The sequence below is a fragment of the Agromyces cavernae genome, from assembly GCF_021044935.1.
Classification (GTDB): Bacteria; Actinomycetota; Actinomycetes; order Actinomycetales; family Microbacteriaceae; genus Agromyces; species Agromyces cavernae.
In genome coordinates this window covers 583516-608021 of record NZ_JAJNMP010000001.1, presented here as the reverse complement: position 1 = coordinate 608021, position 24506 = coordinate 583516, and the positions used below count along the sequence as shown (strand labels likewise).

General features: G+C 70.2%; 25 protein-coding genes. 14 read left to right on the top strand and 11 right to left on the bottom strand.

Annotated features, from left to right (window positions below):
* Positions 1-107: 107 nt before the first annotated feature.
* Positions 108-1721, bottom strand: coding sequence for a monocarboxylic acid transporter (locus LQ757_RS02800; protein WP_231045677.1), 1614 nt, complete (start codon positions 1719-1721; stop codon positions 108-110).
* The gene (locus LQ757_RS02795; protein WP_231045676.1) at positions 1721-2095 is read right to left on the bottom strand and encodes a DUF485 domain-containing protein; all 375 of its coding nucleotides are present in this window, start codon (positions 2093-2095) and stop codon (positions 1721-1723) included. Before LQ757_RS02795 ends, LQ757_RS02800 begins: the two co-directional genes overlap by 1 nt.
* Positions 2096-2295: 200 nt before the next feature.
* On the opposite strand from LQ757_RS02795, the gene LQ757_RS02790 reads away from it, so the two are divergent.
* The 5 genes from LQ757_RS02790 (at position 2296) to LQ757_RS02770 (ending at position 6945) form a co-directional block, all read left to right on the top strand.
* The gene (locus LQ757_RS02790; protein WP_231045675.1) at positions 2296-3486 is read left to right on the top strand and encodes a sensor histidine kinase; all 1191 of its coding nucleotides are present in this window, start codon (positions 2296-2298) and stop codon (positions 3484-3486) included.
* Complete coding sequence (locus LQ757_RS02785) at positions 3483-4226, top strand: LytR/AlgR family response regulator transcription factor (RefSeq protein WP_231045674.1); 744 nt, start codon at positions 3483-3485, stop codon at positions 4224-4226. The genes LQ757_RS02790 and LQ757_RS02785 overlap by 4 nt, the downstream gene beginning before the upstream one ends.
* A gap of 122 nt (positions 4227-4348) precedes the next feature.
* Positions 4349-4699 carry a DUF485 domain-containing protein gene (locus LQ757_RS02780; protein ID WP_231045673.1) on the top strand — a complete coding sequence of 117 codons (351 nt, stop codon included), beginning with the start codon at positions 4349-4351 and terminating at the stop codon, positions 4697-4699.
* Positions 4696-6159, top strand: coding sequence for a sodium/solute symporter (locus LQ757_RS02775; RefSeq protein WP_231045672.1), 1464 nt, complete (start codon positions 4696-4698; stop codon positions 6157-6159). The genes LQ757_RS02780 and LQ757_RS02775 overlap by 4 nt, the downstream gene beginning before the upstream one ends.
* A gap of 45 nt (positions 6160-6204) precedes the next feature.
* Entirely contained in the window at positions 6205-6945 is a 741-nt protein-coding gene (locus tag LQ757_RS02770) for a sulfite exporter TauE/SafE family protein (RefSeq protein ID WP_231045671.1), read from the top strand.
* Positions 6946-6974: 29 nt separating this feature from the next.
* Here the strand turns inward: LQ757_RS02770 and LQ757_RS02765 are convergent, their stop codons facing one another.
* Entirely contained in the window at positions 6975-7619 is a 645-nt protein-coding gene (locus tag LQ757_RS02765; protein WP_231045670.1) for a GNAT family N-acetyltransferase, read from the bottom strand.
* Between the two features lie 116 nt (positions 7620-7735).
* Between LQ757_RS02765 and LQ757_RS02760 the strand changes: the two genes are divergently transcribed.
* Entirely contained in the window at positions 7736-7957 is a 222-nt protein-coding gene (locus tag LQ757_RS02760) for an Rv0909 family putative TA system antitoxin (protein WP_231045669.1), read from the top strand.
* 101 nt (positions 7958-8058) lie between these two features.
* Here LQ757_RS02760 and LQ757_RS02755 read toward each other — a convergent pair whose 3' ends face one another.
* The gene (locus LQ757_RS02755; protein ID WP_231045668.1) at positions 8059-9345 is read right to left on the bottom strand and encodes an adenylosuccinate synthase; all 1287 of its coding nucleotides are present in this window, start codon (positions 9343-9345) and stop codon (positions 8059-8061) included.
* Between the two features lies 1 nt (position 9346).
* Complete coding sequence (locus tag LQ757_RS02750; protein ID WP_231045667.1) at positions 9347-9892, bottom strand: DUF3151 family protein; 546 nt, start codon at positions 9890-9892, stop codon at positions 9347-9349.
* Positions 9893-9965: 73 nt separating this feature from the next.
* Between LQ757_RS02750 and argG the strand changes: the two genes are divergently transcribed.
* From argG to LQ757_RS02715, 7 genes are all read left to right on the top strand, one after another.
* A complete protein-coding gene (gene argG / locus LQ757_RS02745; RefSeq protein ID WP_231045666.1) occupies positions 9966-11393 on the top strand; it encodes an argininosuccinate synthase in 1428 nt (475 codons plus the stop codon).
* A gap of 126 nt (positions 11394-11519) precedes the next feature.
* Positions 11520-12230 carry an ABC transporter ATP-binding protein gene (locus LQ757_RS02740; RefSeq protein WP_231045665.1) on the top strand — a complete coding sequence of 237 codons (711 nt, stop codon included), beginning with the start codon at positions 11520-11522 and terminating at the stop codon, positions 12228-12230.
* Entirely contained in the window at positions 12227-13522 is a 1296-nt protein-coding gene (locus LQ757_RS02735) for an ABC transporter permease (protein ID WP_231045664.1), read from the top strand. The genes LQ757_RS02740 and LQ757_RS02735 overlap by 4 nt, the downstream gene beginning before the upstream one ends.
* Before the next feature lie 43 nt (positions 13523-13565).
* Positions 13566-14780, top strand: a complete 1215-nt coding sequence (locus LQ757_RS02730) for a sensor histidine kinase (protein WP_231045663.1) — start codon at positions 13566-13568, stop codon at positions 14778-14780.
* Complete coding sequence (locus tag LQ757_RS02725) at positions 14777-15454, top strand: response regulator (RefSeq protein WP_231045662.1); 678 nt, start codon at positions 14777-14779, stop codon at positions 15452-15454. The genes LQ757_RS02730 and LQ757_RS02725 overlap by 4 nt, the downstream gene beginning before the upstream one ends.
* A 218-nt stretch (positions 15455-15672) precedes the next feature.
* Positions 15673-17145 (top strand): cardiolipin synthase, encoded by a 1473-nt coding sequence (gene cls / locus LQ757_RS02720; RefSeq protein WP_231045661.1) that lies wholly within the window; start codon positions 15673-15675, stop codon positions 17143-17145.
* 15 nt (positions 17146-17160) lie between these two features.
* Positions 17161-17829, top strand: a complete 669-nt coding sequence (locus LQ757_RS02715) for a GAP family protein (protein ID WP_231045660.1) — start codon at positions 17161-17163, stop codon at positions 17827-17829.
* Between the two features lie 95 nt (positions 17830-17924).
* On the opposite strand, the gene LQ757_RS02710 is transcribed toward LQ757_RS02715, so the two are convergent.
* From LQ757_RS02710 to LQ757_RS02690, 5 genes are all read right to left on the bottom strand, one after another.
* On the bottom strand, positions 17925-19319 hold the full coding sequence (locus tag LQ757_RS02710) for an FAD-binding oxidoreductase (protein ID WP_231045659.1): 1395 nt from the start codon (positions 19317-19319) through the stop codon (positions 17925-17927).
* Positions 19320-19322: 3 nt separating this feature from the next.
* Entirely contained in the window at positions 19323-20060 is a 738-nt protein-coding gene (locus tag LQ757_RS02705) for a Crp/Fnr family transcriptional regulator (protein ID WP_231045658.1), read from the bottom strand.
* 148 nt (positions 20061-20208) lie between these two features.
* The gene (locus LQ757_RS02700; RefSeq protein WP_231045657.1) at positions 20209-20577 is read right to left on the bottom strand and encodes a nuclear transport factor 2 family protein; all 369 of its coding nucleotides are present in this window, start codon (positions 20575-20577) and stop codon (positions 20209-20211) included.
* Between the two features lie 77 nt (positions 20578-20654).
* Positions 20655-21671, bottom strand: a complete 1017-nt coding sequence (locus LQ757_RS02695) for a magnesium and cobalt transport protein CorA (RefSeq protein WP_231045656.1) — start codon at positions 21669-21671, stop codon at positions 20655-20657.
* A gap of 80 nt (positions 21672-21751) precedes the next feature.
* Positions 21752-22405 carry a TetR/AcrR family transcriptional regulator gene (locus LQ757_RS02690; protein ID WP_231045655.1) on the bottom strand — a complete coding sequence of 218 codons (654 nt, stop codon included), beginning with the start codon at positions 22403-22405 and terminating at the stop codon, positions 21752-21754.
* Between the two features lie 84 nt (positions 22406-22489).
* On the opposite strand from LQ757_RS02690, the gene LQ757_RS02685 reads away from it, so the two are divergent.
* Positions 22490-23827, top strand: coding sequence for an MFS transporter (locus tag LQ757_RS02685; RefSeq protein WP_231045654.1), 1338 nt, complete (start codon positions 22490-22492; stop codon positions 23825-23827).
* A 9-nt stretch (positions 23828-23836) separates the two neighbouring features.
* Here the strand turns inward: LQ757_RS02685 and LQ757_RS02680 are convergent, their stop codons facing one another.
* The gene (locus tag LQ757_RS02680; protein ID WP_231045653.1) at positions 23837-24472 is read right to left on the bottom strand and encodes an MSMEG_1061 family FMN-dependent PPOX-type flavoprotein; all 636 of its coding nucleotides are present in this window, start codon (positions 24470-24472) and stop codon (positions 23837-23839) included.
* Positions 24473-24506: the final 34 nt, after the last annotated feature.

Genomic DNA, 24506 nt, shown 5'->3' with positions numbered 1-24506 from the left:
GCGGCATCCGCCCCCGTCTGTTCATTCGACGCGGCACGGGCAGGCATTCCCGCCGAGTCGAAGAGGATCCGGCGACGGGGTCTTCCCGATCACCCGCCGCCGGAACCCTAGTGGTCGACCGCCTTCTCGGCGCCGACGCCCGTCAGCGAGCGCACCTCCATCTCGGACTGCTTGGCCGGGTCTTCCCTGCCCTTGTCGAGCACCGTCCCGAGCCAGCCGAGGAAGAACGCCAGTGGGATCGAGACGATGCCCGGGTTCGACAGCGGGAAGATCGCGAAGTCGATGTCCTCGGTCTTCAGCATCGACGTCACGGAGCCCGAGACGACCGGCGAGAAGATGATGAGGATGATCGCCGAAGCGAGGCCGCCGTACATGCTCCAGAGCGCGCCCTTGGTCGTGAACCGCTTCCAGAACAGCGAGTAGACGATCGTCGGCAGGTTCGCCGACGCCGCCACGGCGAACGCGAGCGCCACGAGGAACGCGACGTTCTGGCCGTTCGCCCCGATGCCGCCGATGATCGCGACGACGCCGATGATCACCACGGTGCGACGGGCGACCTTGACCTCGGCTCCGGCCTCGGGCTTGCCCTTCTTGACGACGCTCGCGTAGATGTCGTGTGCGAACGACGCCGCAGCCGTGATCGTGAGCCCCGCGACGACCGCCAGGATCGTCGCGAACGCGATCGCCGAGATCAGCCCCAGCAGCAGCGGGCCGCCGAGCTCGAACGCGAGCAGGGGAGCCGCCGAGTTCGGGCCGCCGGGCGCCGCGGCGATGACGTCGGCACCCACGAGGGCGGCCGCGCCGTAGCCGAGCACGAGCGTGAACACGTAGAAGATGCCGATGAGCCAGATCGCCCAGACGACCGACTTGCGGGCCTCCTTGGCCGTGGGCACGGTGTAGAAGCGCATGAGCACGTGAGGCAGCGCCGCCGTGCCGAGCACCAGCGCGAGACCGAGCGAGAGGAAGTCCACCTTCGCGACCTCGGACACCCCGTACTTGAGGCCCGGGTTCAGGATCTCGGGGTTGCCCGCCACCGCCACGGCGTTGTCGAGCAGCGTCGAGAAGTTGAACCCATTGAGCGCGAGCACCCAGACCGTCATGACGCCGGCCCCCGCGATGAGCAGGACGGCCTTGATGATCTGCACCCAGGTCGTGCCCTTCATGCCGCCGATGAGCACGTAGAGGATCATGAGCGCGCCGACGACGGTGATGACGAGCGCCTGGCCGACCTGGTCGCCCACGCCGAGCAGGAGTGAGACGAGACCGCCCGCGCCGGCCATCTGCGCCAGCAGGTAGAAGAAGCAGACGACGAGCGTCGTGGTCGCGGCCGCGATGCGCACGGGCTTCTGCCTCAGGCGGAACGAGAGCACGTCGGCCATCGTGAACTTGCCCGTGTTGCGCAGCAGTTCGGCGACGAGCAGCAGGGCCACGAGCCACGCCACGAGGAAGCCGATCGAGTAGAGGAACCCGTCGTACCCCGTGATCGCGATCGCCCCGACGATGCCGAGGAACGAGGCCGCCGACAGGTAGTCGCCGGCGATCGCCGAGCCGTTCTGGCCACCCGTGAACGAGCGTCCGGCGGCGTAGTAGTCGGCCGCGGTCTTGTTGTTGCGACTCGCGCGGAACACGATGATCATCGTGATCGCGACGAAGGCGCCGAAGATGGCGATGTTGAGCCAGGGCTCGCCCGGTGAGGTGCTCGCGGCTTCGAATCGGAACATCAGCGCGTCACCTCCTCAGTGGTGAACGTCGCGCCCGTTTCGATCTCGTCGCGGATCTCCTCGGCGATCGGGTCGAGCTGCCGGTTGGCGTAGCTCACGTACCAGGTCGTCACGGCGAACGTGGTGACCACCTGCGCGAGGCCGAGCAGGATGGCGACGTTGATGCTGCCGAACACGGGCGTCGACATGAAGTCGTGCGCATAGCCGGCGAGCAGCACGTAGGCGAGATACCACACGAGGCACGCCGCGAGCACGGGGAAGACGAATCTCCGGTGCTTCGAACGCAGTCGCTGGAACTCGGGGGATTCTTGCACCGCGCGGTAGGGGACGGGTGGGGCCGTCTCGTCCTGCGCGCTCAGGGCTTCGTTGCCCATTTGCGTTCTCCTTCGTGGGGGATGTCGCGGGCCGTGGCCCGCTCCGCTGCATTGCGGTGCGCCAACTCTCGCGCGATGGCGCGGCGGCCGGGGGCGGCTGCCGCTCGTCGTCGCCCAACGGCGCGAACCGTGCGACGAACGGTTCCCGTGCGACGATGAGCGACGGCGCGGCGCTGCATCGAACGGATACGCTGGCGTGCATGCCCGAGTCGACGCTGCTCGCCGCCGCGCTCGGCGTCGTGGGCGGTGCGCTCGCCGTCGGCCTCGTCGTGTTCCTGCGGCGCATCGTGCTCGCGTCGAAGGAGCTCGGCACCGACGCCGAGCGTGCGACCTACCAGACGCTGCACCTCGCCTCGCGTGCGGCGAAGCACCTGCGCGGAGGCGGCGGCGAGGCCGAGGTCCTGCGGGCCGGCCGGCACCTGCGAGCGCTGCTCGGCTGCGAGAGCCTCGCCATCGTCGACCGCACCGGGCGGGTCACGGTCGACGGCGACGACGCGGTTCGTGCGGTGGCCGCCGAACTCGCGGCAGCGGCGATCGCGAACGCCAGGCCGCAGGTCTCGCGCCACCTCTCGATCGGCGCGAGGGAGACCGATGCCGTTGTCGCACCGGTGCTCGGCAGCGCGGGCCCATTCGGCGCCATCGTCGCGTTCTCGACGCCCGTCCGGGCGGGTCTCGTGCGGGCCACCGGTGAGGTCGCCGACTGGGTCGCGGCGCAGGTCGAGTTGGGCGAGCTGGATGCCTCGCGCGCGGCACTCGCCGAGGCCGAGGTTCGTGCGCTCCGGGCGCAGATCAGCCCGCACTTCATCTACAACTCGCTCAATGCGATCGCGTCGTTCATCAACACCGATCCCGTGAAGGCGCGCGAGCTCGTGCTCGAGTTCGCCGACTTCACGCGCTACTCGTTCCGCCGGCACGGCGACTTCACGACCGTCGCCGAGGAGCTGCGGTCGATCGACAGCTACCTCCGGCTCGAGCGCGCCCGATTCGGCGACCGGCTCACCGTCACGCTGCAGATCGCGCCCGAGGTGCTCTCCACGGTCGTGCCGTTCCTCTCGATCCAGCCGCTCGTCGAGAACGCGGTGCGGCACGGGTTGGAGTCGAAAGAGGGCGGCGGGCGCATCTCGATCACGGCGGCCGACTCGGGTGCGTTCGCAGAACTCACCGTCGAGGACGACGGGGTCGGCATCGACCCCGAGACGCTCGCGCGCTCGCTCGCGGGCGACCCCTCGACCGGCGAGCACGTCGGCCTTCGGAACGTCGACGCCCGCCTTCGGCAGGTGTACGGAGACGAGCACGGACTCGTGGTCGAGACGAACCTCGGTGCGGGTACCCTCGTTCGCATGAGGGTACCGAAGGCGGGCCCGAAACGTGACGGCAGGACCACCCCATGATCTCCGTGCTCATCGCCGACGACGAGCAGCCCGCGATCGACGAACTGGCGTTCCTGCTCGGGCAGGACCCCCGCGTCGGCGTCATCCACCAGGCCTCGTCGGGTTCCGAGGCGATCCGCCTGCTCACGCGCGAGCCCGTCGATGCCGCCTTCCTCGACATCCACATGCCGGGGCTCACGGGCTTCGACCTCGCCCGCGCGTTGGCGCGCTTCGAGCATCGGCCCGTGCTCGTGTTCGTGACGGCCGATGAAGAGGGCGCCCTCGAAGCGTTCGACCTCGCCGCCGTCGACTACCTGCTGAAGCCGGTCCGCGCCGAGCGGCTGCAGCGCTCGATCGGACGCATCGTCGAAGCGCTGAAGGCCGGATCGACGAGCACGACGGCGTCCGAGGCCGCCCAGCCCGAGGTGATCGCCGTGACCCTCGGCGGCACCACCCGCATGATCCGCCGCGACGAAGTGCGCTATGTGCAGGCCCAGGGCGACTACGCACGGCTGCACACCGAAGAGGCGAGCTACCTCGTGCGCGTGCCGATGGCCGACCTCGAACGGCAGTGGGCCGAAGCGGGATTCGTGCGCGTGCACCGCTCGTACCTCGTGGCGCTCGGACATGTGAGCCGCGTGCGCCTCGGTGCCGACCACCCGAGCGTCACGGTCGGCGGCGCCGAGCTGCCCGTGAGCCGCCGCCTGCTGCCGGCGCTGCGCGACCGGCTCGAGAGCGCGATCCTGCGGGCACGACCGTGAGCGACGACGTCGGTCGAGTAGCACCCGACGAAGGAGGGCGCGTATCGAGACCTCCGCGCGGTGAGGGTCTCGATACGCCGCAGGCGGCTACTCGACCGGCGGAGGCTCCCGCGCGGGTGCGCGTGACCGCACCGCGCACGGGCGGCGGCGGGACATCCGCCCGTCCGTTGCGATCGAGCGGTGCGGATGACGCCGCCGGCGACATCGCGGCCGTGTACGTGCGCTCCCTGATCCGGTCGCAGTTGCGCCTCGCCGTCACGGTCGCGATCGGATTCGCCGTCGCGACCGTGCTCTTCGTGCTCGCGATCGCGTTCGTGCCGGGGCTCGACGACGCGTACCTCGCGGGCGTGCCGGTGTCGTGGGTGCTGCTCGGGGCGGGCGTATACCCGCTCGCGATCACAGTGGGCGCACTGTACCTGCGCGCCGCCGGACGCAATGAGGCGCGCTACCGGTCGCTCGCGGAGGACGAGTGAACCCCGCGATCGGGTACACCGCGATCGTCGCCGTGGCGCTCGCGTCGGCGCTCATCGGCTTCTACGGCCTGCGGGTCTCGCGCACGACGAGCGACTTCTACGTGGCGAGCCGCACGGTCCGTCCGTGGTGGAACGCGTCCGCGATCGGCGGCGAGTACCTCTCGGCCGCGTCGTTCCTCGGGGTCGCGGGCCTCATCCTGCTGACCGGCTCGTCGGCCCTGTGGTTCCCGATCGGCTACACGGGCGGCTACCTCATGCTGCTGCTGTTCGTCGCGGCGCCGCTGCGCCGCTCGGGCGCCTATACGATCCCCGACTTCACCGAGGCACGCCTCGAGTCGCAGTGGGCTCGGCGCGTCACGAGCCTGCTGGTCATCGTCATCGGATGGTTCTACATCGTGCCGCAGCTGCAGGGCGCGGCCCTCACCGTGCGGATCACGACCGGGCTCCCCTCGTGGGCGGGGTCGCTCGCCGTGGCCGTGATCGTCGCGGTCGTCGTCGCGGCGGGCGGCATGCGCTCGATCACGTTCGTGCAGGCGTTCCAGTTCTGGCTGAAGCTGACGGCGCTCGCCGTGCCCGTCATCGCCCTGCTGCTCGTCGTCGGCGGCGGCGAACCGCCCGCGCAGCTCACGCCCGCCGAGGCGTTCCCCGCTTCGGCCGGGCCCGGCGAACTCGACGTGTATCGCACCGTGTCGCTCATGGTCGCGCTCCTGCTCGGCACCCTCGGCCTGCCGCACGTGCTCGTGCGGTTCTACACCAACCCCGACGGCGTCGCGGCGCGTCGCACGACCGTCATCGTGCTCGTGCTGCTCTCGGTGTTCTACCTCTTCCCCACCGTCTTCGGGTTCCTCGGGCGGGCGTTCGCTCCCGACCTGGCCGCGTCGGGAGAAGCCGACGCGCTCATCCTGCTGCTGCCCGACCGGCTCGTGCCCGGCCCCCTCGGCGACGTGCTGACGACGCTCGTCATCGCGGGCGCGTTCGCGGCCTTCCTCTCGACATCGTCGGGTCTCGTCATCTCGCTCGCGGGCGTCATCAGCCAAGACCTGCTCGGCGGCAGCGTACGCGGATTCCGCATCGCCGCGATCGTCTCGACGATCGTGCCGCTGATCGTGGCCCTCGCGACCGAGTCGTCGGGCCTCGCCGGCAGCGTCGGGCTCGTGTTCGCGTTCACGGCCTCGACCCTCTGCCCCATCCTGATCCTCGGCATCTGGTGGCGCGGACTCACCTCGCGCGGGGCGATCGCGGGCATGCTCACGGGCGCGGTGCTGTCGGGCGCGGCGATCCTCGGAGGACCGCTCGTCGCGGCATCCGCCCCGCTCATCGCACCGTTCCTCGAACAGCCCGCCGCGTGGACGGTGCCGCTTGCGGTGATCGTGACCGTCACGGTCTCGCGGCTCGACCGCCGCGGAACGCCGCCGGGCACCGACGCGTTCCTCACCCGGCTGCACGTCCCCGAGCGGTGAGCGAGCGGCGCCCAGTCGGCGGCGCCGCGCGATTAGGATGTCCCGATGCTCCTGCCCGTCGCCATCTCAGTGCTCATCGGGGCGACGGCGCAGCGCATCACCGGCATGGGGTTCGCGCTCATCGCGGCGCCCGCACTGGTCATCCTGCTCGGACCGTTCGACGGCGTCGTCATCGTGAACCTGTGCGCTGTGCTCTCGTCGCTGCTCATCCTGCCGCGGGTGTGGCGCGACATCGAATGGCGACGCTTCAGCTGGCTCACGGTCCCCGCGCTCGTCGGCACGGTCGCAGGAGCGCTGCTCGCGACCCATGTGCCGGCGCCGCTGCTGCAGGTCGGCGTGGGCGTGCTGGTCATCGTCGCCCTCACCGTCACCCTCGTCGTCACGCGCACGTCGCACGTCGCGTCGGGTCCTGCGCCGGCGCTGATCGCGGGCGCTGCCTCGGGCGTCATGAACGCCGCCGCGGGCGTGGGCGGGCCGGCGCTCAGCGTGTACGCGGTCGGCACCCGGTGGTCGCAGGTGGGCTTCGCGGCGACGGCGCAGCCGTACTTCGTCGTGATCGGCCTCGCTTCACTCATCGGCAAGCTCGGAGCGACGGGCTGGGCGGTGCCCGCCCTCGACGTCGGCACCTGGCCGGTCGTGATCGGCGCCCTGGTCGTCGGACTCGCGCTCGGCGAGTTCCTGAACCCTCGCATCAGCCACCGGGCGGCCCGCCTCTCCGTCATCGCGATCGCCTACGTCGGCGGCGCCGCCGCACTCGCCGACGGCCTGATCGACCTCGCCGGCTGATCCAGGCGAGCGGATGCCGCGACGCGGCGTCAGCTCGACGGCTCGACGAGCACGGGCTCGTCGCCGCGCGCGGCGAGCCGCGCCTCGAGACCCGACCGCACCGAGGGCCATTCGTCGACGATGACCGAATACACGGCGGAGTCGCGCCACGTGCCGTCGGCGCGGGGCTTGTGCCGGCGCAGCACACCCTCGAAGGTGGCACCGAGGCGCAGGATGGCCGCGCGCGAACGCTCGTTGCGCGCGTCGGCCTGCAGCTTCACGCGCCCGAATCCGTGGCCGAACGCGAGACCGAGCAGCAGCAACTTGGTCTCGACGTTGACGCCGCTGCCCCATACCCGCGGGTCGTAGGCGGTCCAACCGATGTGCGCCGACTCGTTGTCGACGTCGAGGTCGCCGAGCTTCGTTGCGCCGACGACGCGGCCGTCGTCGACACCGCCGTTCAGCCGCACGGTCCACGGCATCGCCGACGGGCCGCCGGAGTAGTAGCTGCGGGCGTACGCGTCGAACGCCGCGGCGTCGGCGGGCAGCCCCGCAGGGCCTCCGCCGTAGCCACCGGCGAACACCTCGGGCCTGCGGATCGCCTGCTCGAGCTCAGGGACGTCATCGGGCGTGAACGGGGTCAGGCGAACGAGTCGGCCGACGAGTTCGGCGTCGGCGGGGCGGGTCGCGGTCACCCGACGAGTCTGCCACGCCGGGCGCGCCGAGGTTCGCGGAAAGGGTTCCGTGCGGGCCATCCGGCCCATAGCATGACGAGAGCACGTGCAGATCCGAACGAAAGGGTGGGGGGCCGATGGGCGCTCTTGACGACATCACGAAGAAGGCACAGGACTTCGTCGAGGAGAACAAGGACAAGATCAACGAGGCGCTCAACAGCGAGCAGGCCGAGGACATCAGCGACAAGATCCTCGACGGCGTCTCCGACGCGGCCAAGAAGGTCGTTCCCGACGAGCACCACGACAAGATCGACGACGTGCGCGGCAACATCGACGGGGCCATCGGCACCGAGCAGTAGCGCACCGACGCGAATGGGGCGGCGGGGGTCATCGACTCCCGCCGCCCCGTTCACGTGTCGGCATGCAGCGGACCGGCACGCCCGCCCAGGTGCTCGAACGCTCAGTCGAGCAGGTCGTGCAGCGTGACGATCTCGTCGCGGCCCGGGCCGACGCCGATCGCCGAGATGCGCGAACCGCTCATCGCCTCGAGCTCGCGCACGTAGCTCTTCGCGTTCGGCGGCAGGTCGTCGAAGTCGCGGGCGCCCGAGATGTCTTCGGTCCAGCCGGGGAACTCCTCGTAGATCGGCTTCGCGTGGTGGAAGTCGCTCTGCGAGACCGGGATCTCGTCGAAGCGCTCGCCGTCGACCTCGTACGCCACCGCGACCGGGATGCGCTCGATGCCGGTGAGCACGTCGAGCTTCGTCAGCACGAAGTCGGTGACGCCGTTGATGCGCGCGGCATAGCGGGCGATGGGCGCGTCGTACCAGCCGGTGCGGCGCTTGCGGCCCGTGGTGGTGCCGAACTCGTGCCCCTGCTCGGTGAGGAAGTCACCCCACTCGTCGAAGAGCTCGGTCGGGAACGGCCCTGCGCCGACACGCGTCGTGTACGCCTTCACGACGGCGATGACCCGGTCGATGCGGTTGGGCGCGATGCCCGAACCGGTGACGGCGCCGCCGCTCGTCGCGTTCGACGACGTGACGAAGGGGTACGTGCCGTGGTCGACGTCGAGCATCGTCGCCTGGCCGCCCTCGAAGAGCACGGTCTCGCCGCGCTCGAGCGCCTGGTGCAGCAGCAGCGACGTGTCGGTGACCATCGGCCGCAGCCGGTCGACGTAGCTGAGCAGGTCGTCGACGACCTCGTCGACGCCGATGGCCCGGCGGTTGTAGACCTTCAGCAGCAGGTGGTTCTTCTGGTCGAGCGCGCCCTCGACCTTCTGCCGCAGGATGTTCTCGTCGAACAGGTCCTGCATGCGGATGCCGACGCGGTTGATCTTGTCGGCGTAGGCCGGGCCGATTCCGCGGCCGGTGGTGCCGATCTGGCGCTTGCCGAGGAAGCGCTCGGTGACCTTGTCGAGGGTGCGGTGGTACTGCGTGATGAGGTGGGCGTTCGCCGAGATACGCAGCTTCGAGACGTCGACCCAGCGGCTCTCGAGCCCCTCGAGCTCTTCGAACAGCACCTCGATGTCGACCACGACGCCGTTCGCGATGACCGGCGTGACGCCGGGCGTCAGGATGCCCGACGGCAGCAGGTGCAGCGCGTACTTCTCGTCGCCGATGACGACGGTGTGGCCGGCGTTGTTGCCGCCGTTGAACTTCACGACGTAGTCGAGGCGCGAGCCGAGCAGGTCGGTCGCCTTGCCCTTGCCCTCGTCTCCCCACTGTGCTCCGATGAGTACGGCGGCGGGCATGTCAGTCCTCTCCTGCCGCGTCGGCCACGGCGGGTTCTGCGAGTGGTTCGCCCTCGGACGCCGAGGTCGACGACGAGGGCGCGAACGCGTCGTCGGACGACACGATCGTGATGAGCTGGGTGGGGGTGAACTCGCTCGCGATGCGGGCGGGCGCCTCGGCATCGGCGCTTGCGAGTTCACGCGCGAGTCGCTGCGCACGTTCGCCGAGCCCGAGTTGCTCTGCGGCGCGCCGCTGCGTGTCGAGGGCTCTGAGGTAGGCGCGGTTCGGCTCGGTGGACCACGGCACCGCGGTGCCCGGCTGCCACCCGCTGCTCGTGAGCTGCTCGCTCGCGAGTTCGACGGCGACGGCGGCGTACGCGAACGCCTCGATGGGCCGACCCTCGGAGTCGGCGAGGTCGGCGAGCTCGGTCCAGGCGAGCGGCGACGTCGGATGACCCGCCACGACCCCGGCGACGGATGAGCGATCGGCATCGGCGAGCGCCTGTCGCACCTGCGGTTCATCGGCGAGCTGCGCGCCGGACGCGGGTGCTGATTCTTCTGGAGTCACACTTCACCCTATCGTGGGGGCCCTTCGCGCCCGCGGAAGCCGAGAGTTCCTCCGCGCAAGTAGGCTGGAGGGCATGTCGAAAGTCCTCTCCAGCCTGCCCGTCGGCGAACGCGTCGGCATCGCCTTCTCCGGTGGTCTCGACACCTCCGTCGCCGTCGCGTGGATGCGCGAGAAGGGCGCGGTTCCCTGCACGTACACGGCCGACATCGGACAGTACGACGAGCCCGACATCGCCGCGGTGCCGGGCCGGGCCAAGGAGTACGGCGCCGAGATCGCCCGCGCCGTCGACGCGAAGGCGGCGCTCGTCGAAGAGGGCCTCGTCGCCCTGCAGTGCGGCGCGTTCCACATCCGCTCGGGCGGCAAGACCTACTTCAACACGACGCCGCTCGGCCGTGCTGTCACGGGCACCCTGCTGGTGCGAGCCATGAGGGAAGACGGCGTCGACATCTGGGGCGACGGCTCCACCTACAAGGGCAACGACATCGAGCGGTTCTACCGCTACGGCCTCATGGCCAACCCGCGCCTGCGCATCTACAAGCCGTGGCTCGACGCCGCGTTCGTCACCGAGCTCGGCGGCCGCAAAGAGATGAGCGAGTGGCTCGTCGCGCGTGGCTTCCCGTACCGCGACTCCACCGAGAAGGCGTACTCGACCGACGCGAACATCTGGGGCGCGACGCACGAGGCGAAGAAGCTCGAGCACCTCGACACCGGTCTCGACATCGTCGAGCCGATCATGGGCGTCGCCGCCTGGCGCGACGACGTCGAGATCGCCACCGAAGAGGTCTCGATCCGCTTCGAGGCGGGCCGGCCCGTCGCGATCAACGGCACCGAGTACGCAGATGCCGTCGCGCTCGTCTACGAGGCGAACTCGATCGGCGGCCGGCACGGGCTCGGGGCATCCGACCAGATCGAGAACCGCATCATCGAGGCGAAGAGCCGCGGCATCTACGAGGCGCCCGGTATGGCGCTGCTGCACATCGCCTACGAGCGGCTGCTGAACGCGATCCACAATGAAGACACGATCGCGAACTACCACGCCGAAGGCCGCCGCCTCGGTCGCCTCATGTACGAGGGCCGCTGGCTCGACCCGCAGTCGCTCATGCTGCGCGAATCGATCCAGCGCTGGGTCGGCTCGGCCGTCACGGGCGAGGTCACCCTGCGCCTCCGTCGCGGCGACGACTACACGATCCTCGACACGCAGGGCCCGGCGCTCAGCTACCACCCCGACAAGCTCTCGATGGAGCGGGTCGGCGATGCAGCATTCGGCCCCGAAGACCGCATCGGCCAGCTCACCATGCGCAACCTCGACATCGCCGACTCGCGAGCCCGCCTCGAGCAGTACGCGGCGCAGGGCGTCGTGGGCGGCGCGACCGCCGAGCTCGTCGGAGCCCTCACCTCGGGTGGGTTCGCCGAGATCTCGGCCGGCGAGACCGAGACCGACCTCGATGCGGCGACGGATGCCGCGAACGAGGCCGCCGCGTTCGACCTCGGCACCGACTGACCGACGCAGCGTACTGCGAACGCAGTACGGGAAGATGCCGCCTCGGGTGGACGCGCCGGAGGCGCGCCCTGACGAGACTCTTCAGGACGGTGCGCGACGTGCGCACCGAACCGGAGAGGACTCGACATGGCGACCCCCATCCTGCAGGTCGACGAGCTGCACAAGACCTACGGGCGCGGCGCGACGCGCTTCGACGCGCTCAAGGGGGTGAACTTCGAGGTGCGCGAGGGCGAGTCGCTCGCGATCGTCGGCAAGTCGGGATCCGGCAAGTCCACGCTCATGCACCTGCTCGCCCTGCTCGACCGGCCCTCGGCGGGCACAGTCCGCGTGGCCGGACGTGACGCCGGCACGCTGCACGGGCGCGAGCTGAACCGCACGCGCAACCGCACGTTCGGGTTCGTGTTCCAGCAGTTCTTCCTCACGCCTGGGGCGACCGTGCTCGAGAACGTGATCCTCCCCCTGAAGATCGCCGGCGTCGGTCGCGCGGAGCGCAAGCGACGCGGGCTCGCCGCCCTCGCGCAGCTCGAGCTCGACGACAAGGCCCGCAACAAGTCCTCCGACCTCTCGGGCGGTCAGAAGCAACGCGTCATCATCGCACGGGCGCTCGTGAACAACCCCCGCGTGATCTTCGCCGACGAGCCGACCGGAAACCTCGATTCCGCGACGGGCGCGGTCGTCGAGGACATCCTGTTCGAGCTGAACCGCGAACAGGGCATCACGCTCATCATCGTCACGCACGACGAGGAGCTGGCGGCTCGCTGCGACCGCCGGATCCACATGCGCGACGGGCTCCTCGTCGAGGAGCGCGACGAACTCCGCGAGGAGGTGGCGGCATGAAGACCGTCGACGTGATCGCGAGCGCGATCTCCAACACCTTCCGGTCGAAGACCCGCACGATCCTCACCATCCTCGCGATCTTCATCGGCGCCTTCACGCTGACCATCACCACCGGGCTCGGCACGGGCATCAACCAGTACATCGACGAGACCGTCGCCGAGATCGGCGCCGACGACGTCATGACCGTGACGCACGCGCCCGCGGAGGACGCGGGCGACGGCCCGCAGGAGTACACCGCCGACCAGGTGACCCAGCAGGCGGTTGGGCCCGAGGGCGAGCAGTCGCTCCAGCCCATCACGCAGGCTGATCTCGACGAGATCGCCGCGATCGACGGCGTGCTGTCGGTCGAGCCCGTGAAGCAGATCGACGCCGACTACATCCAGCACGCCGACGGCGCGCGGTACCGGATCAACGTCGGTTCGTTCGTGCCGGGCATGCAGGTGCAGCTCGGGGCGGGTGAGCAGCCCGACGCGACATCCGACGCGCTTCAGGTCGCCATTCCCGTCGACTACGTCGCACCGCTCGGGTTCGACGACGACGCGGCCGCGATCGGGCAGGAGGTCATCCTCGGGCTGACCGACGGCAACGGTGAGGTGCAGACCGTGACGGCGACGATCGTGGGCGTCTCGGAGGCCGGACTCGGCGGTGCCGGCGCGAGCGCCTCCCCCAACACCGCGTTGACCGATGCGCTGTACGAGGCACAGGCGATCGGTACGCCGGCAGGACAGGCCGACCAGTACGGCTCGGCGACCGTGCGATTCGACCCCGACTCGACGCCCGAGCAGGTCGAGGCGCTCCGCGCGAGCCTGGCCGATGCCGGATTCGAGTCGACGACCCTCGACGACACGCTCGGCACCTTCAAGACGGTCATCGACGGCATCGTGCTGGTGCTGAACGCGTTCGCGATCATCGCCCTGCTCGCCGCGAGCTTCGGCATCGTGAACACGCTCTTCATGTCGGTGCAGGAGCGCACCCGCGAGATCGGCCTGATGAAGGCGATGGGAATGGGCAGCGGCAAGGTGTTCGGGCTCTTCAGCTCCGAGGCGACCTACATCGGCCTCCTCGGCAGCGTGGTCGGCATCGGCGTCGGCATGCTCGCCGGCACGGCCGTGGGCGGCGCGCTCTCGTCCACCCTGCTGGCGGACCTGCCGGGACTGACGCTCATCGCGTTCGATCCGCTCTCGATCCTGACGATCGTGGTGCTCGTCATGGGCATCGCGTTCGTCGCCGGCTCGCTGCCGGCCGCCCGCGCCGCGCGCCTGAATCCGATCGACGCGCTCCGCTACGAGTAGGGCTGCCTCGCCCTGGGTGCCCGGGATGCAGAAGGATGGACGGATGAACGAGTCGGCAGTCGTTCCGGTCGTCCGCCGCATCCCGGCCTGGGCATGGGACCTGGTCGCCGGCGTCCTCGTGATCGCAGCCGCGCTGCTCCCCTCCGTGGGGCGCGGCGGCGACCATGGGCCGGAGGCCATCGCATTCTCTCCGTGGACCATCGCCATCGCGATCGCTGCGGCCCTCGTGCTGCCGTTTCGGCGGCGGTGGCCGATCCCGGTGCTCGGTGCGGCGATCGCCCTGCTGGTCGTCGGAACGCTGGTCGTCGGTTCCGCCTTCCCCTTCGTGCTGCCGGTGGCGATCGCGGCGTTCGGCGTCGCGAACCGACTGGAGCGCCGCCGGTCGGTCCCCATCGTCGCCCTCGCCATCGCCCTGCTCATCGGCATCGAGCTGCTCGCCGGCCCCCCGCAGGGTTTCGACGCTCGCTTGGTCCCGGTGCCCGCCCTCGTCGGCTTCGCTGCCGCGGCCGGCGACGCCACCCGCTCGCGCCGGGCGTATATCAAGGCGATCACCGAACGCGCCGAGCGGGCCGAGCGCACCAAGGAGGCTGAGGCGCGTCGCCGCGTGGCAGAGGAACGACTTCGCATCGCACGAGACCTGCACGACGCGGTCGCCCACCAGATCGCGGTGATCAACCTGCACTCGGGCGTCGCGAGTCGCGCGATCGCCACCGACCACGAGCCCGACCTCCCCGCGGCTCGGACGTCGCTCACGACGATCAGCGGCGCCGCCCGGGCCGTGCTCTCGGAGATCGGGGACCTGCTCTCGGTGCTGCGCGGCGACCCCGCCGTCGGCAGCGACGTGACGCCGACCGCGCCGCAGTCCGGGCTCGGCGGGCTGGACGAACTGCTGGCCGGATTCGGGGCGTCGGGACTCGACACCACCGTTCGCGTGGAAGGCGCGCCCCGCGACATCCCACCGGCCGTCGACCGCGTCGCGTACCAGGTGATCCGCGAGGGGCTCACGAACGCCCACAAGCACGGCGCCGTGCCACGTGCCCACCTGCTGCTCGTCTACGGCGACGATGAGGTCGACATCACCATCACCAATCCCGTCGGGCCCGAGGGCGGTCCCGGATCCCCGGCATCCACGGGACTCGGCCTGATCGGCATCCGGGAACGGGTCGCCGCGGTGCGCGGCACCGTGCGAACGGATGTCGCGGGGTCGGTGCACCGGCTCGTCGCCGTGCTCCCCCTCCGCCGCGAGGAGCACACATGACGACCACGGTCCTCGTCGTCGACGACCAGCCGCTCATCCGGCAGGCGGTCGTGGCCCTCGTGCAGGCCGAACCCGATCTGCGGGTCGTCGGCGAAGCCGCCGACGGTCTCGAGGCACTCGAGCGGGCGCGCGAGCTGCGACCAGACGTGGTGCTCATGGACATCCGGATGCCGCGGCTCGACGGCATCGAGACGACGCGGCGCATCTGCGCCGACCCGGAACTCGGGGCGGTGCGGGTGCTGATCCTCACGACGTTCGAGGACGACGAGAACGTCGCCACGGCGCTGCGCGCCGGGGCGAGCGGGTTCGTCGGCAAGGGGACCGATCCCGATGCCCTCGTCGAGGCGATCCGCACCGTGCACTCGGGCGAGGCGCTCCTCTCGCCTGCCGCGACGAGACTGCTCATCGAACGGTACCTGCGCGCCGCACCGACGGACGTCGCGCCGCGCGCGCCGATGCCCGAGCTCGGCCAGCTCACCGAGCGGGAGCGAGAGGTGCTCGTGCTCGTGGCGCGCGGCCGGTCGAACGCGCAGATCGCCGACGCGCTGGTCATCTCGCCCCACACGGCGAAGACGCACGTGAACCGGATCATGGCGAAACTGCACGCCCACGACCGAGCGCAGCTCGTGGTCGTCGCCTACGAACACGGACTCGTGCGCCCGGGCGTCGACTGACCACGGTTTCGCGGGTCGAGGAGCCCGCGACGCGGACGTCTCGAGACTCGCCGCCACGGTTTCGAGACAGGTCCTCCGGAGCCTCCTCAACCCGCGACCCGCGTGCCATACTCAGTCAATCGCCCGTGCGCGCCGGGATTCCTCGCCGACGGGAAACGCGACCGTATTGGGGAGGACGCGATGACGATCGGCGGCTCGAGCACGACGGCGGCACGCACATGAGCGCCGAATTGGCCAACCTCATCGGCGGCATCCTGATCCTGGCCGACCTGGCCATCCGGATCGCCGCGCTCATCATCGTCCCCCGCGATCGCAAGCCGACCGCGGCGATGTCCTGGCTGCTCGCGATCTTCCTGATCCCGTTCGTCGGGATCATCCTCTACCTGCTCATCGGCAATGTGAAGCTGCCCAAGAAGCGCATGGAACGGCAGCGGGAGATCAACGGGATGATCGAGCAGCGCGCCGAGGGGGTCGACCTCGGCGTCGAGGCCGGGGCGTGGCCGTCGTGGTTCGAGACGATCACCGACCAGAACCGGGTGCTCGGCGCCTTGCCCGCCACCGGCGGCAACCGCGCTGAGCTCATCGGCGACTACCAGTCGTCGATCGACCGCATGGCCGCGGACATCGACACGGCCGAGCGCTTCGTGCACGTCGAGTTCTTCATCGTGGCGTTCGACGACACGACGCGCGGGTTCTTCGCCGCGATGGAGCGCGCGGTGCAGAGGGGCGTCACGGTGCGGCTGCTGATGGACCACATCGCCTCCGCGAAGGTCCCGATCCACAAGCAGACCATCGCCGAGCTCGATCGCATCGGCGTGACGTGGAACTACCTGCTGCCGGTGCAGCCGTTCAAGGGGCGGTACCAGCGACCCGACCTCCGCAACCACCGCAAGCTCGTCGTCGTCGACGGGCTCGTCGGGTACACCGGATCGCAGAACCTGATCGACCGCAGTTACGACTCGCCGAAGAACCTCAAGCGGGGGCTCATGTGGCAGGAGCTCGTCACCCGCGTCACCGGGTCGGCGGTGACGGCGATCAACGCGGTCTTCCTCTCGGACTGGTACTCGGAGACCGACGAGATCCTCCTCACCGAGGAGCACCTGCCCGTCGCCGACGTGCCCCGCGACCCGTCCCCCGACGCGCTGGTGTGCCAGGTCGTGCCGAGCGGCCCCGCCTACGAGCTCGAGAACAACCTCCGGCTCTTCCTCGGCCTCGTGAACGCCGCGCAGGAGCGGGTGATCATCACGAGTCCGTACTTCGTGCCCGACGAGGCGATGCTCTACGCGATCACGTCGGCCCGCTTCCGAGGGCTCGACGTGCAGCTGTTCGTCTCGGAGATCGGCGACCAGGGCATGGTCTGGCACGCGCAGCGATCGTACTACGCCCAACTGCTCAGGGCGGGCGTGCGCATCTGGATGTACCCGGGGCCGTACATCCTGCACTCGAAGCACCTGTCGATCGACGACGACGTCGCCGTGATCGGCTCGAGCAACATGGACATCCGCTCCTTCAACCTGAACTTCGAGATCTCGCTGCTCGTGCGCGGACAGCCGTTCGTCGCCGCCATGCGGGAGGTCGAGGAGGGGTACCGGTCCGTCGGCCGGGAGCTCACCCTCGAGGAGTGGCAACGGGAGCCCGCGTCGGCGACGTTCCTCGACGGGGTGGCGCGGCTGACGTCGGCGCTGCAGTAGCGGAAGGGACGACGGATGCTCCAGGCGATCGGCCACATCCTCCCGATCGCGCTCGCCGTGGCGATCAGCTCGGTGCCGATCATGGCGACGATCGTCATCCTGCTCTCCCCGAAGGGCACGCGGACCGGGCTCCCCTTCCTCATCGGGTGGGTCCTCGGCATGGCCGTGGTCGTGACGCTCTGCACCATCGGCGCACAGGCGATCCCGGCGCCGCGATCGGATCGGCGCGAGGCCACGGCGATCGCCGTCGCCGAGATCCTCGTCGGCATCGCGCTCGTCGTGGTCGCGATCGTGGAGTGGCGACGTGCCCGTCGCCATCCTTCCGACGCCCTCCCGAAGTGGCTGGCCACCGTCGACAAGCTGGGGCCGTGGAGCGCCTTCGGCATCGCCTTCGCCCTCAACATCCGGCCGAAGGGCCTGCTGCTGGCCATCGCGGCGGGGCTCGCGATCCGCGCCGAGAACCTCTCGGCGGGGGAGTCGGCGATCGTGATCGCCATCTACACGATCATCGGCGCCCTGACCGTCGCCGTGCCGGTCATCCTGACATTGGCCGATCGCAAGGGGATGCAGCCGCGGCTCATCGAACTGAAGGGCTGGGTCGCCCACAACAGCGTCACGGTGACCGCGCTCATCCTGCTCCTCATCGGCGTGGTCATCATCGGGGCGGGGCTGGCGAACCTCTGACACCAGGGTGACCGAGGGGTTTTCGCGAATCGGGCGTCAGGGGCCGAGCGCCGTGACGGGCACCACGTGGACTCCGTCCGCACGCTTGGGCCGATTCAGCCGGCTGACGGCCGCACGTTCTGATTGCGGCGGAAGAAGTTCTCGGGGTCGTAGCGGTCCTTGAGCGCCACGAGTCGCTGGTACTTCTTCTCGCCGAATGTGCTGCGCACCCGATCGTCATCCACGTCGGTGAAGAAGTTGAGCGGCATTCCGGTCACAGTCCAGGGTCGCAGCGACGCGGCGGTTTCCCTGACCCAGCCGATGTGCTGAGCATCTTCGCCTTCGGTCCAGATGCCGTAGCAGTGGTAGAACCATGGTGCCGTCCGTCCACTGAGCGGCGTGGCATCCTCGGGCACATCGGCGACCGCACCACCGCTGCGCGCCACGATCATCACGCTCGCAGGCGACGTCGCGGTGTTCGCGCGCTCGACCAGCGCATCGATCGTCTCGTCCGCCAAGTCGGAGAAGAGGTCGGAGTGCCAGTAGTTGCGTCGTCCGGGTGGGTTGCCGGCGTCGGTCAGGGCCTGGAGCTGCTGGTAGGGAATCGGTGCGAGGAGGTCGACGGCAGGCGTGCGGAACTCCCTCAGCGCCGAAAGCGCATCCGGCCCCTCCGCCGGGTCGCCGAACCAGGCCGCGAAGACAGCGAATGCGGGCCTCCCGTGCAGCTCAGGTGGGACGAACGGCGCCGGTGGGGCGGTCAGGAAGACGCACCCGACGGCGATCTCGCGAGGCAGCTCGGCCGAGAAGTCGCGGAGATTCCGGCAGAGCTCCGGTGCCTGCTCGCGGGGATAAAGCAGCATGCCGCCGTAGATCATCGGGCCGATCGGGTGCACCCGCAGCTCGAACTCGGTGACGACGCCGAAGTTGCCGCCTCCGCCCCGCAACCCCCAGAACAGCTCGGGGTTCTCGGATTCGCTCGTCGTGACCACCCTTCCGTCCGCCGTCACGAGGCGGGCGGAGAGGAGGTTGTCGCACGCCCAGCCGTGCAGTCGCTCCAGCCAGCCGCTTCCGCTGCCCAGCACGAAGCCGGCCACTCCGGTGGTCGTCATTCGGCCACCCGTGGTGGCCAGCCCGTGAATCTGGGTCGCGGCGTCGAGTTGGCCCCAGGTGACGCCGGGCCCGACCCGGACGGTCCGCGCGGACGCGTCGAGCTCGATCTTGGCCATGGGACGCAGGTCGAGGAGCAGCCCGTCGTCGATGGTGGAGTAGCCCGCGACGGAGTGGCCTCCGGCGCGCACCGCCATCGGCATGCGTGCGGATTGCGCGACGAGAATGGCGGCGACCACATCACCGTCGCAGCTGGCCCTCGCGATCGCACCGGGCCGGCGGTCGAACATGGCGTTGAAGACGGCCCGGGCCTCGTCGTAGCGCCGGCCGTCGTCTGAGGTCAGGATCTCGCCCGCGAAGCTGGAGCGCAGTGCGCCGATGTCGGTGACGGTGATCTCGGTCATGCGTCAATGGTCGCGCTGCGCCGGGGGTACTGCAGTGCCGTGCGTCACAGATCGCGCCGACTGCGCCGACGCCTCCAAGGCCGCGCGATCGTGGACGAAGAAGTGGCCGTCGCGCTGACTGACCACTCCCGCGGCGACCAGTCCGGCCAGCGCGCGGTTCACGTTCTCCCTGGAGGCGGCCACGTGCGCGGCCAGCTCGCCTTGCGAGAGCCGCGGGGCGATGAGCAGGCCATCCGGCGTCTCCTCGCCATGCTGCTCCGCGAGGAATGCCAGAAGGCTCGCGACTCGATGGCTGATGTCGTCGAACGCCATCACGCTCAAGGAGTTGGCGGCGGAGACAGCGGCCGCACTCAGTTGCTCGAGCATCCGCTGCATCGCGGACGGATGCCGGCCGAGGAAGGCGAGCAATGGTGCTCGCCGGATGGTCAGACACCGCGCCGCGGTCATCGCGCTCAGGTTGAGCCAGCGGACCCCCGCGGGGTGGAACAAGCCCACCTCACCGGTGACTCCCGACGCCGGAATCACCATCAGGATCACCTCGCGGCCATCGGGGCTCACCCGGTGCGCCTTGAGCTGGCCCTCAGCGACCACGACCAGGACGTCCGCGGGATCTCCCTCGAGCCAGATGACCTGCCCGCGCGAGTAGCTCCGCTCGTGCACGTGCGGCAGCAGTTCCTCCACATCCTGGACGGAGAGGTCGCGGAAGATCGAGGTTCGGAGCAGGATCCCTGTCGGGTCCACGCCCGAAGGATCCCACGGACGTTGATCCCGGTCAAGGCTGCGGCTGCCGAGGGGTCTTGACCGGTTTGCAGATGCGGCGGGCATCGACCCCCGCGAGATGGCCGCCCGAGCGGCTACCGCGACACCACGTCGACCAGTCGAACCTGCGTCAGGCCGGGGTCTGCTGGTGCGCGGCCACGTGCCAGGCGCCGTCGTCGTAGAGGTAGGTCGTCGACATGCGCAGGTTCACGGTGTCATCGCCGCGGCGTGCGACGGCGCGGTAGACAACGATGCCGGCGCGATCGCCGAGCCGGATGACGGCGGGCTCGTGCAGTTCGTACGCCTCCCACGGCGGAGTGCTGCGGAACGCGGCCATGACTTCGTCGCGCCCGAGCATCGCGCCGTCGACGACCATGAGGGCGTCGCGGGTCATCGCCCGCTGGTAGTGCTCACCGCCACGACCCTCGACGATCGCCCGCCATCCGGCGTGCTCCTCGTGCAGCAGACGGGCGGGCAGATCGTCGGTGATCTCGGTCATGTGCCAACGCTAACCGCGATCGGATGCCGCGGGAAGGGCGCACGACGAATCCCGGCCGTGTTGCGACATCCGCTCGCTCAGAGCCAGTTGCGGCGCTTGAAGATCAGGTACAGCGTGAGCGCGAAGGCGCCCATGAGCACTAGCGCGCCCGGGTAGCCGATTCCCCACTCGAGTTCGGGCATGTGCGTGAAGTTCATGCCGTAGACCGAGGCCACGAGGGTCGGGGCGAAGATGATGGCCGCCCAGCTCGAGATCTTCTTCGTCTGCTCGCTCTGGGCGAGGCTCGTCTCGGTGAGTCGCTTCATCTCCTCGTTCTGGCGCTGGCCGACGAGGGTCGCGTGCACCTGCAGCGCGTTCTGCAGCAGCTGGCGGAACGACTCGCCGCGCTCGACGATGCGGATGACGTGGTCCTTCACGTCGCGCAGGTAGCGCTGCAGCTCGAGGTCGACGTCGTACTTCTCGAACCCGCGCTCGAGTGCGCCGAACATGTCAACGAGCGGCCGGGTCGCGCGCTGGAAGTCCATGACCTCGCTCGCGAGGTCGTAGATGCGCCGGGTGACCTCGGGGTCGCCCGAGAACAGCTGCTCCTCGATCTCGTCGATGTCGTTCTCGAGCCCCGCGTCGACGGGCGAGTACTCGTCGACGACCTCGTCGAGCACGGCGTAGAGCACCGCCTCGGGGCCCTTGGCGAGCAGCTCGGGCGTGGCCTCGAGGCGGTGGCGCACCCGTGCGAGGTCGGGCGACTCGGCGTGGCGGATGGTGATGGCGAAGCCGGGACCGACGAACACGTGCAGCTCGCCGAACTCGACCTGCTCGACGTCGTCGAGGTACCGCGCCGGCCGCAGGACCACGAAGAGCGTCTCGCCGTATCGTTCGAGCTTCGCCCGCTGGTGCCCCTTGCGGGCGTCCTCGACGGCGAGCGGGTGCAGGCCGAACTCGCTCGCGACGGCGTCGAGTTCCGTGGTCGTCGGGCGGTACAGGCCGATCCACGCGAACCCGCCATGCGCCTCGCGGGTCTCGAAGGTCTCCTCGAGGGTCGACGGCGTGGCGACGCGTGCGCCGCCACGGTAGATCGCGTTGTCGATGACCGGCATCGGCCCAAGTCTCGCCTGCCGGGCGGTGCGCGGCCTGCCGACACGCGGCAGCGCACACCGAGCCTTGTCGAGGTGAGACCTCAGTCGACCGCGCTCCCCGAGGCCGCACCCGCGACCCACTGCCCGCGGGCGGCCGTGGGGCGCGAGTCGGCGAGGGTGCCGTGTTCGATTCCCAGCCGGTCCTCGGCGGCCGTGTACACGATGCGATCGGCGCGCGCCCGGTCGATGAGCCCGATCGCGTGGTGCTGTACGGCGATGCCGTCGACGAGTGCGGTGAGCATCTTGGCGTCCGCCGCGGGGTCGTCGCTCGTGCCACGACCCGATTCGGCGAGTCGCTCGATGATGCGCCCGAGGCGCCGCTCGCAATCGCGGTGGTGACGGCTGAGCGACGCGAGCAGCTCGGGATTGCGCTGCGCCTCGCTCCAGGCGTCCATCCACACGAAGTAGTGGTCGCGCGGCGTCGTGGTGAGCCAGTCGGCGAGCGCCTCGACGGGTTCGACGCGTTCGGCGACCTCCTCGTCGCCCTCGAGCTCGGCGAGCACGGCGGCGTCGAACGCCTCGGCGACGAGCCGCTCGCGGGTGGGGAAGTAGTGGCGGATGAGGCCGTGCACCACGCCGACCTCGGCGGCGACGTCGCGGAGGGTCACCCGCGCGAAGCCGTCGCGGGCGACGAGCCGCAGCGTCGCGTCGAGGATCTGCTCCCGTCGCACCGCAGGATCCAGCCGGGCTGCCATGCCCCCATGGTACCCCTCTTGTCCGAGTGGACAATTGGTTCGGATCCTCTTGTCCACTTGGACAACGCGTGTATCGTACTGTCCATGCGGACAACAATGAAGGGCTCCATCGACGCCCGTGACACCCGCGACACCGAGCGCCGCCGGCTGACCGCGGGCGTCGTGATCGCGACCGTGCTCATGTCATCGGGATCCCTCGTCATCTTCCCGCTGCTGCCGACGCTGCAGGCCGAGCTCGGCATCTCGACCGCCGACATCGGATTCGTCGCCGCAGCCGGATTCGCCGCAGCGCTCATCGCCGAACTCGTCGTCGCGCCGTACGCCGATCGCGGCCGCGCCCGCACGATGGGCGTCGTGGGCGTGCTGTTCATGGCCGCCGCCCTCATCGGCTCCGCGCTCGCCACCGAGACCTGGCACCTCGTCGCCGGCCGGGCGGTCGGCGGATTCGGGTTCGGCGTGTTCATGGCGGCCGCGAGCGCACTTCTCGTGCGGGTCGATCCCACGCGCGCGGGCGAGTCGCTCGGTCGCCTCGGCGCGGCCGAGCTCGCGGGCATCGCGCTCGGCCCGCTCGCGTCGGGACTGACGATCGCGTTCGCCTCACCGGGCGCGATCCTCGCCTGGTCGGGACTGGCGGTCGTGCTCGGCGTCGTGCCGGTCGCGCTGACGTTCCGGGAGCGCACGCCGGCAGCGCCGACGGTGCCGGGGGCTGCGGCATCCACCCGCAGCACGACCCGGCCGCCCCGCGTGAGCTTCGATCTGCTTCGTTCGCCGATGGTCGTGGGAGTCCTGCTGCTGTACGGCGCGATCATGGTGCCCACCGGCGCCTACGACGGCATCTGGCCGCGATTCATGACCGACATCGGCGCGAGCGAATGGCTCACCGCACTCAGCTACGCGCTCTTCGCCGTGCCGTTCGCGCTCATCGCCGGCTGGGCGGGGCGCCTCGCCGACCGGCACGGCGGTGTCTCGGCGTTCGTGCGGGGCGCCGTCGTGCTCGTGCCGATCGTGGCGCTGTACGGCGTGATCGGGAACCCGTGGGTGGCCACCGGCGTCGGGTTCATCGAGTCGAGCGGTCAGGCGCTCGCGTTCATCGGTGCGGCCGCCGCGATGGCGCAGGCGGTGCCCGCGGCGCGCGCGGGCGCGTCGCAGGGCCTCATGCGAGGATTCGGGCTGCTCACGGCGACGATCGCCGCCGCGCTCTCGGGCATCGCGTACGACGCAGGCGGGCCGCTCGCGCTCTTCGGCGGCACGGCGATCGTGGTCGTGCTCATGGCGGTGGCCGGGCTCCTCATCGTACGCGCGGCGCGGACGCGCCCTCGGGCCGACCCACCCGAGCACGCGGCATCCGCCGGGTCGACGCCACCCGCCGCCTTCGCGGGCGAGCTGGTCGACGACACCGTCTGCACGGCCTCGCGGCCGTGACGTGAGTGCTCAACCGTAGATGCGTTCCGCGTACGAGGGCCCGTAGTACTCGTCGAGCACTTCGAGCGAGTCGCCCCGCCGCTCGACCGCCTTCGCGATCACGGCTCGCCGCGGCGCCGCCTCGGGCGCCCACTCATCGGGCTGCCATGCCTTCGACCGCAGGAAGGCCTTCGAACAGTGGAAGAACACCTCGTCGATGTCGACGAGGAGTGCCAGCGACGGCCGGTGACCACGCACGACCATGCCGTCGATGAAGGGCGCGTCGCGCACGATCGTCGCCCGCCCGTTGACGCGCAGGGTGTCGCCTCGACCCGGGATCACGAACACGAGCCCCACGTGCGGGTTGCGAAGCACGTTGTGGAACCCGTCTGCCCGCCGATTGCCGGGGCGCTCGGGGATCGCGATGGTCGTGTCGTCGAGCACGGTGGCGAAACCCGCCGGGTCGCCCTTCGGCGAGACGTCGAGTTCACCGTGCTCGTCGCCGGTCGCGACGAAGGCGAGTGGCGCGGCCGCGAGCCACGCGCGGTCGACCGCGTGCAGGCGGCTTCGCGCCTTGTTCGCGGTGCGCGGCTCGGGGACGCCGATGATCGCCTCGAGTTCGTGGGCGGAGGTGACGGGAATGCCGCGTTCGCGCTGATCGACCATGCGCCCAACGGTACGCCGCCAGTCGGATGTCTCG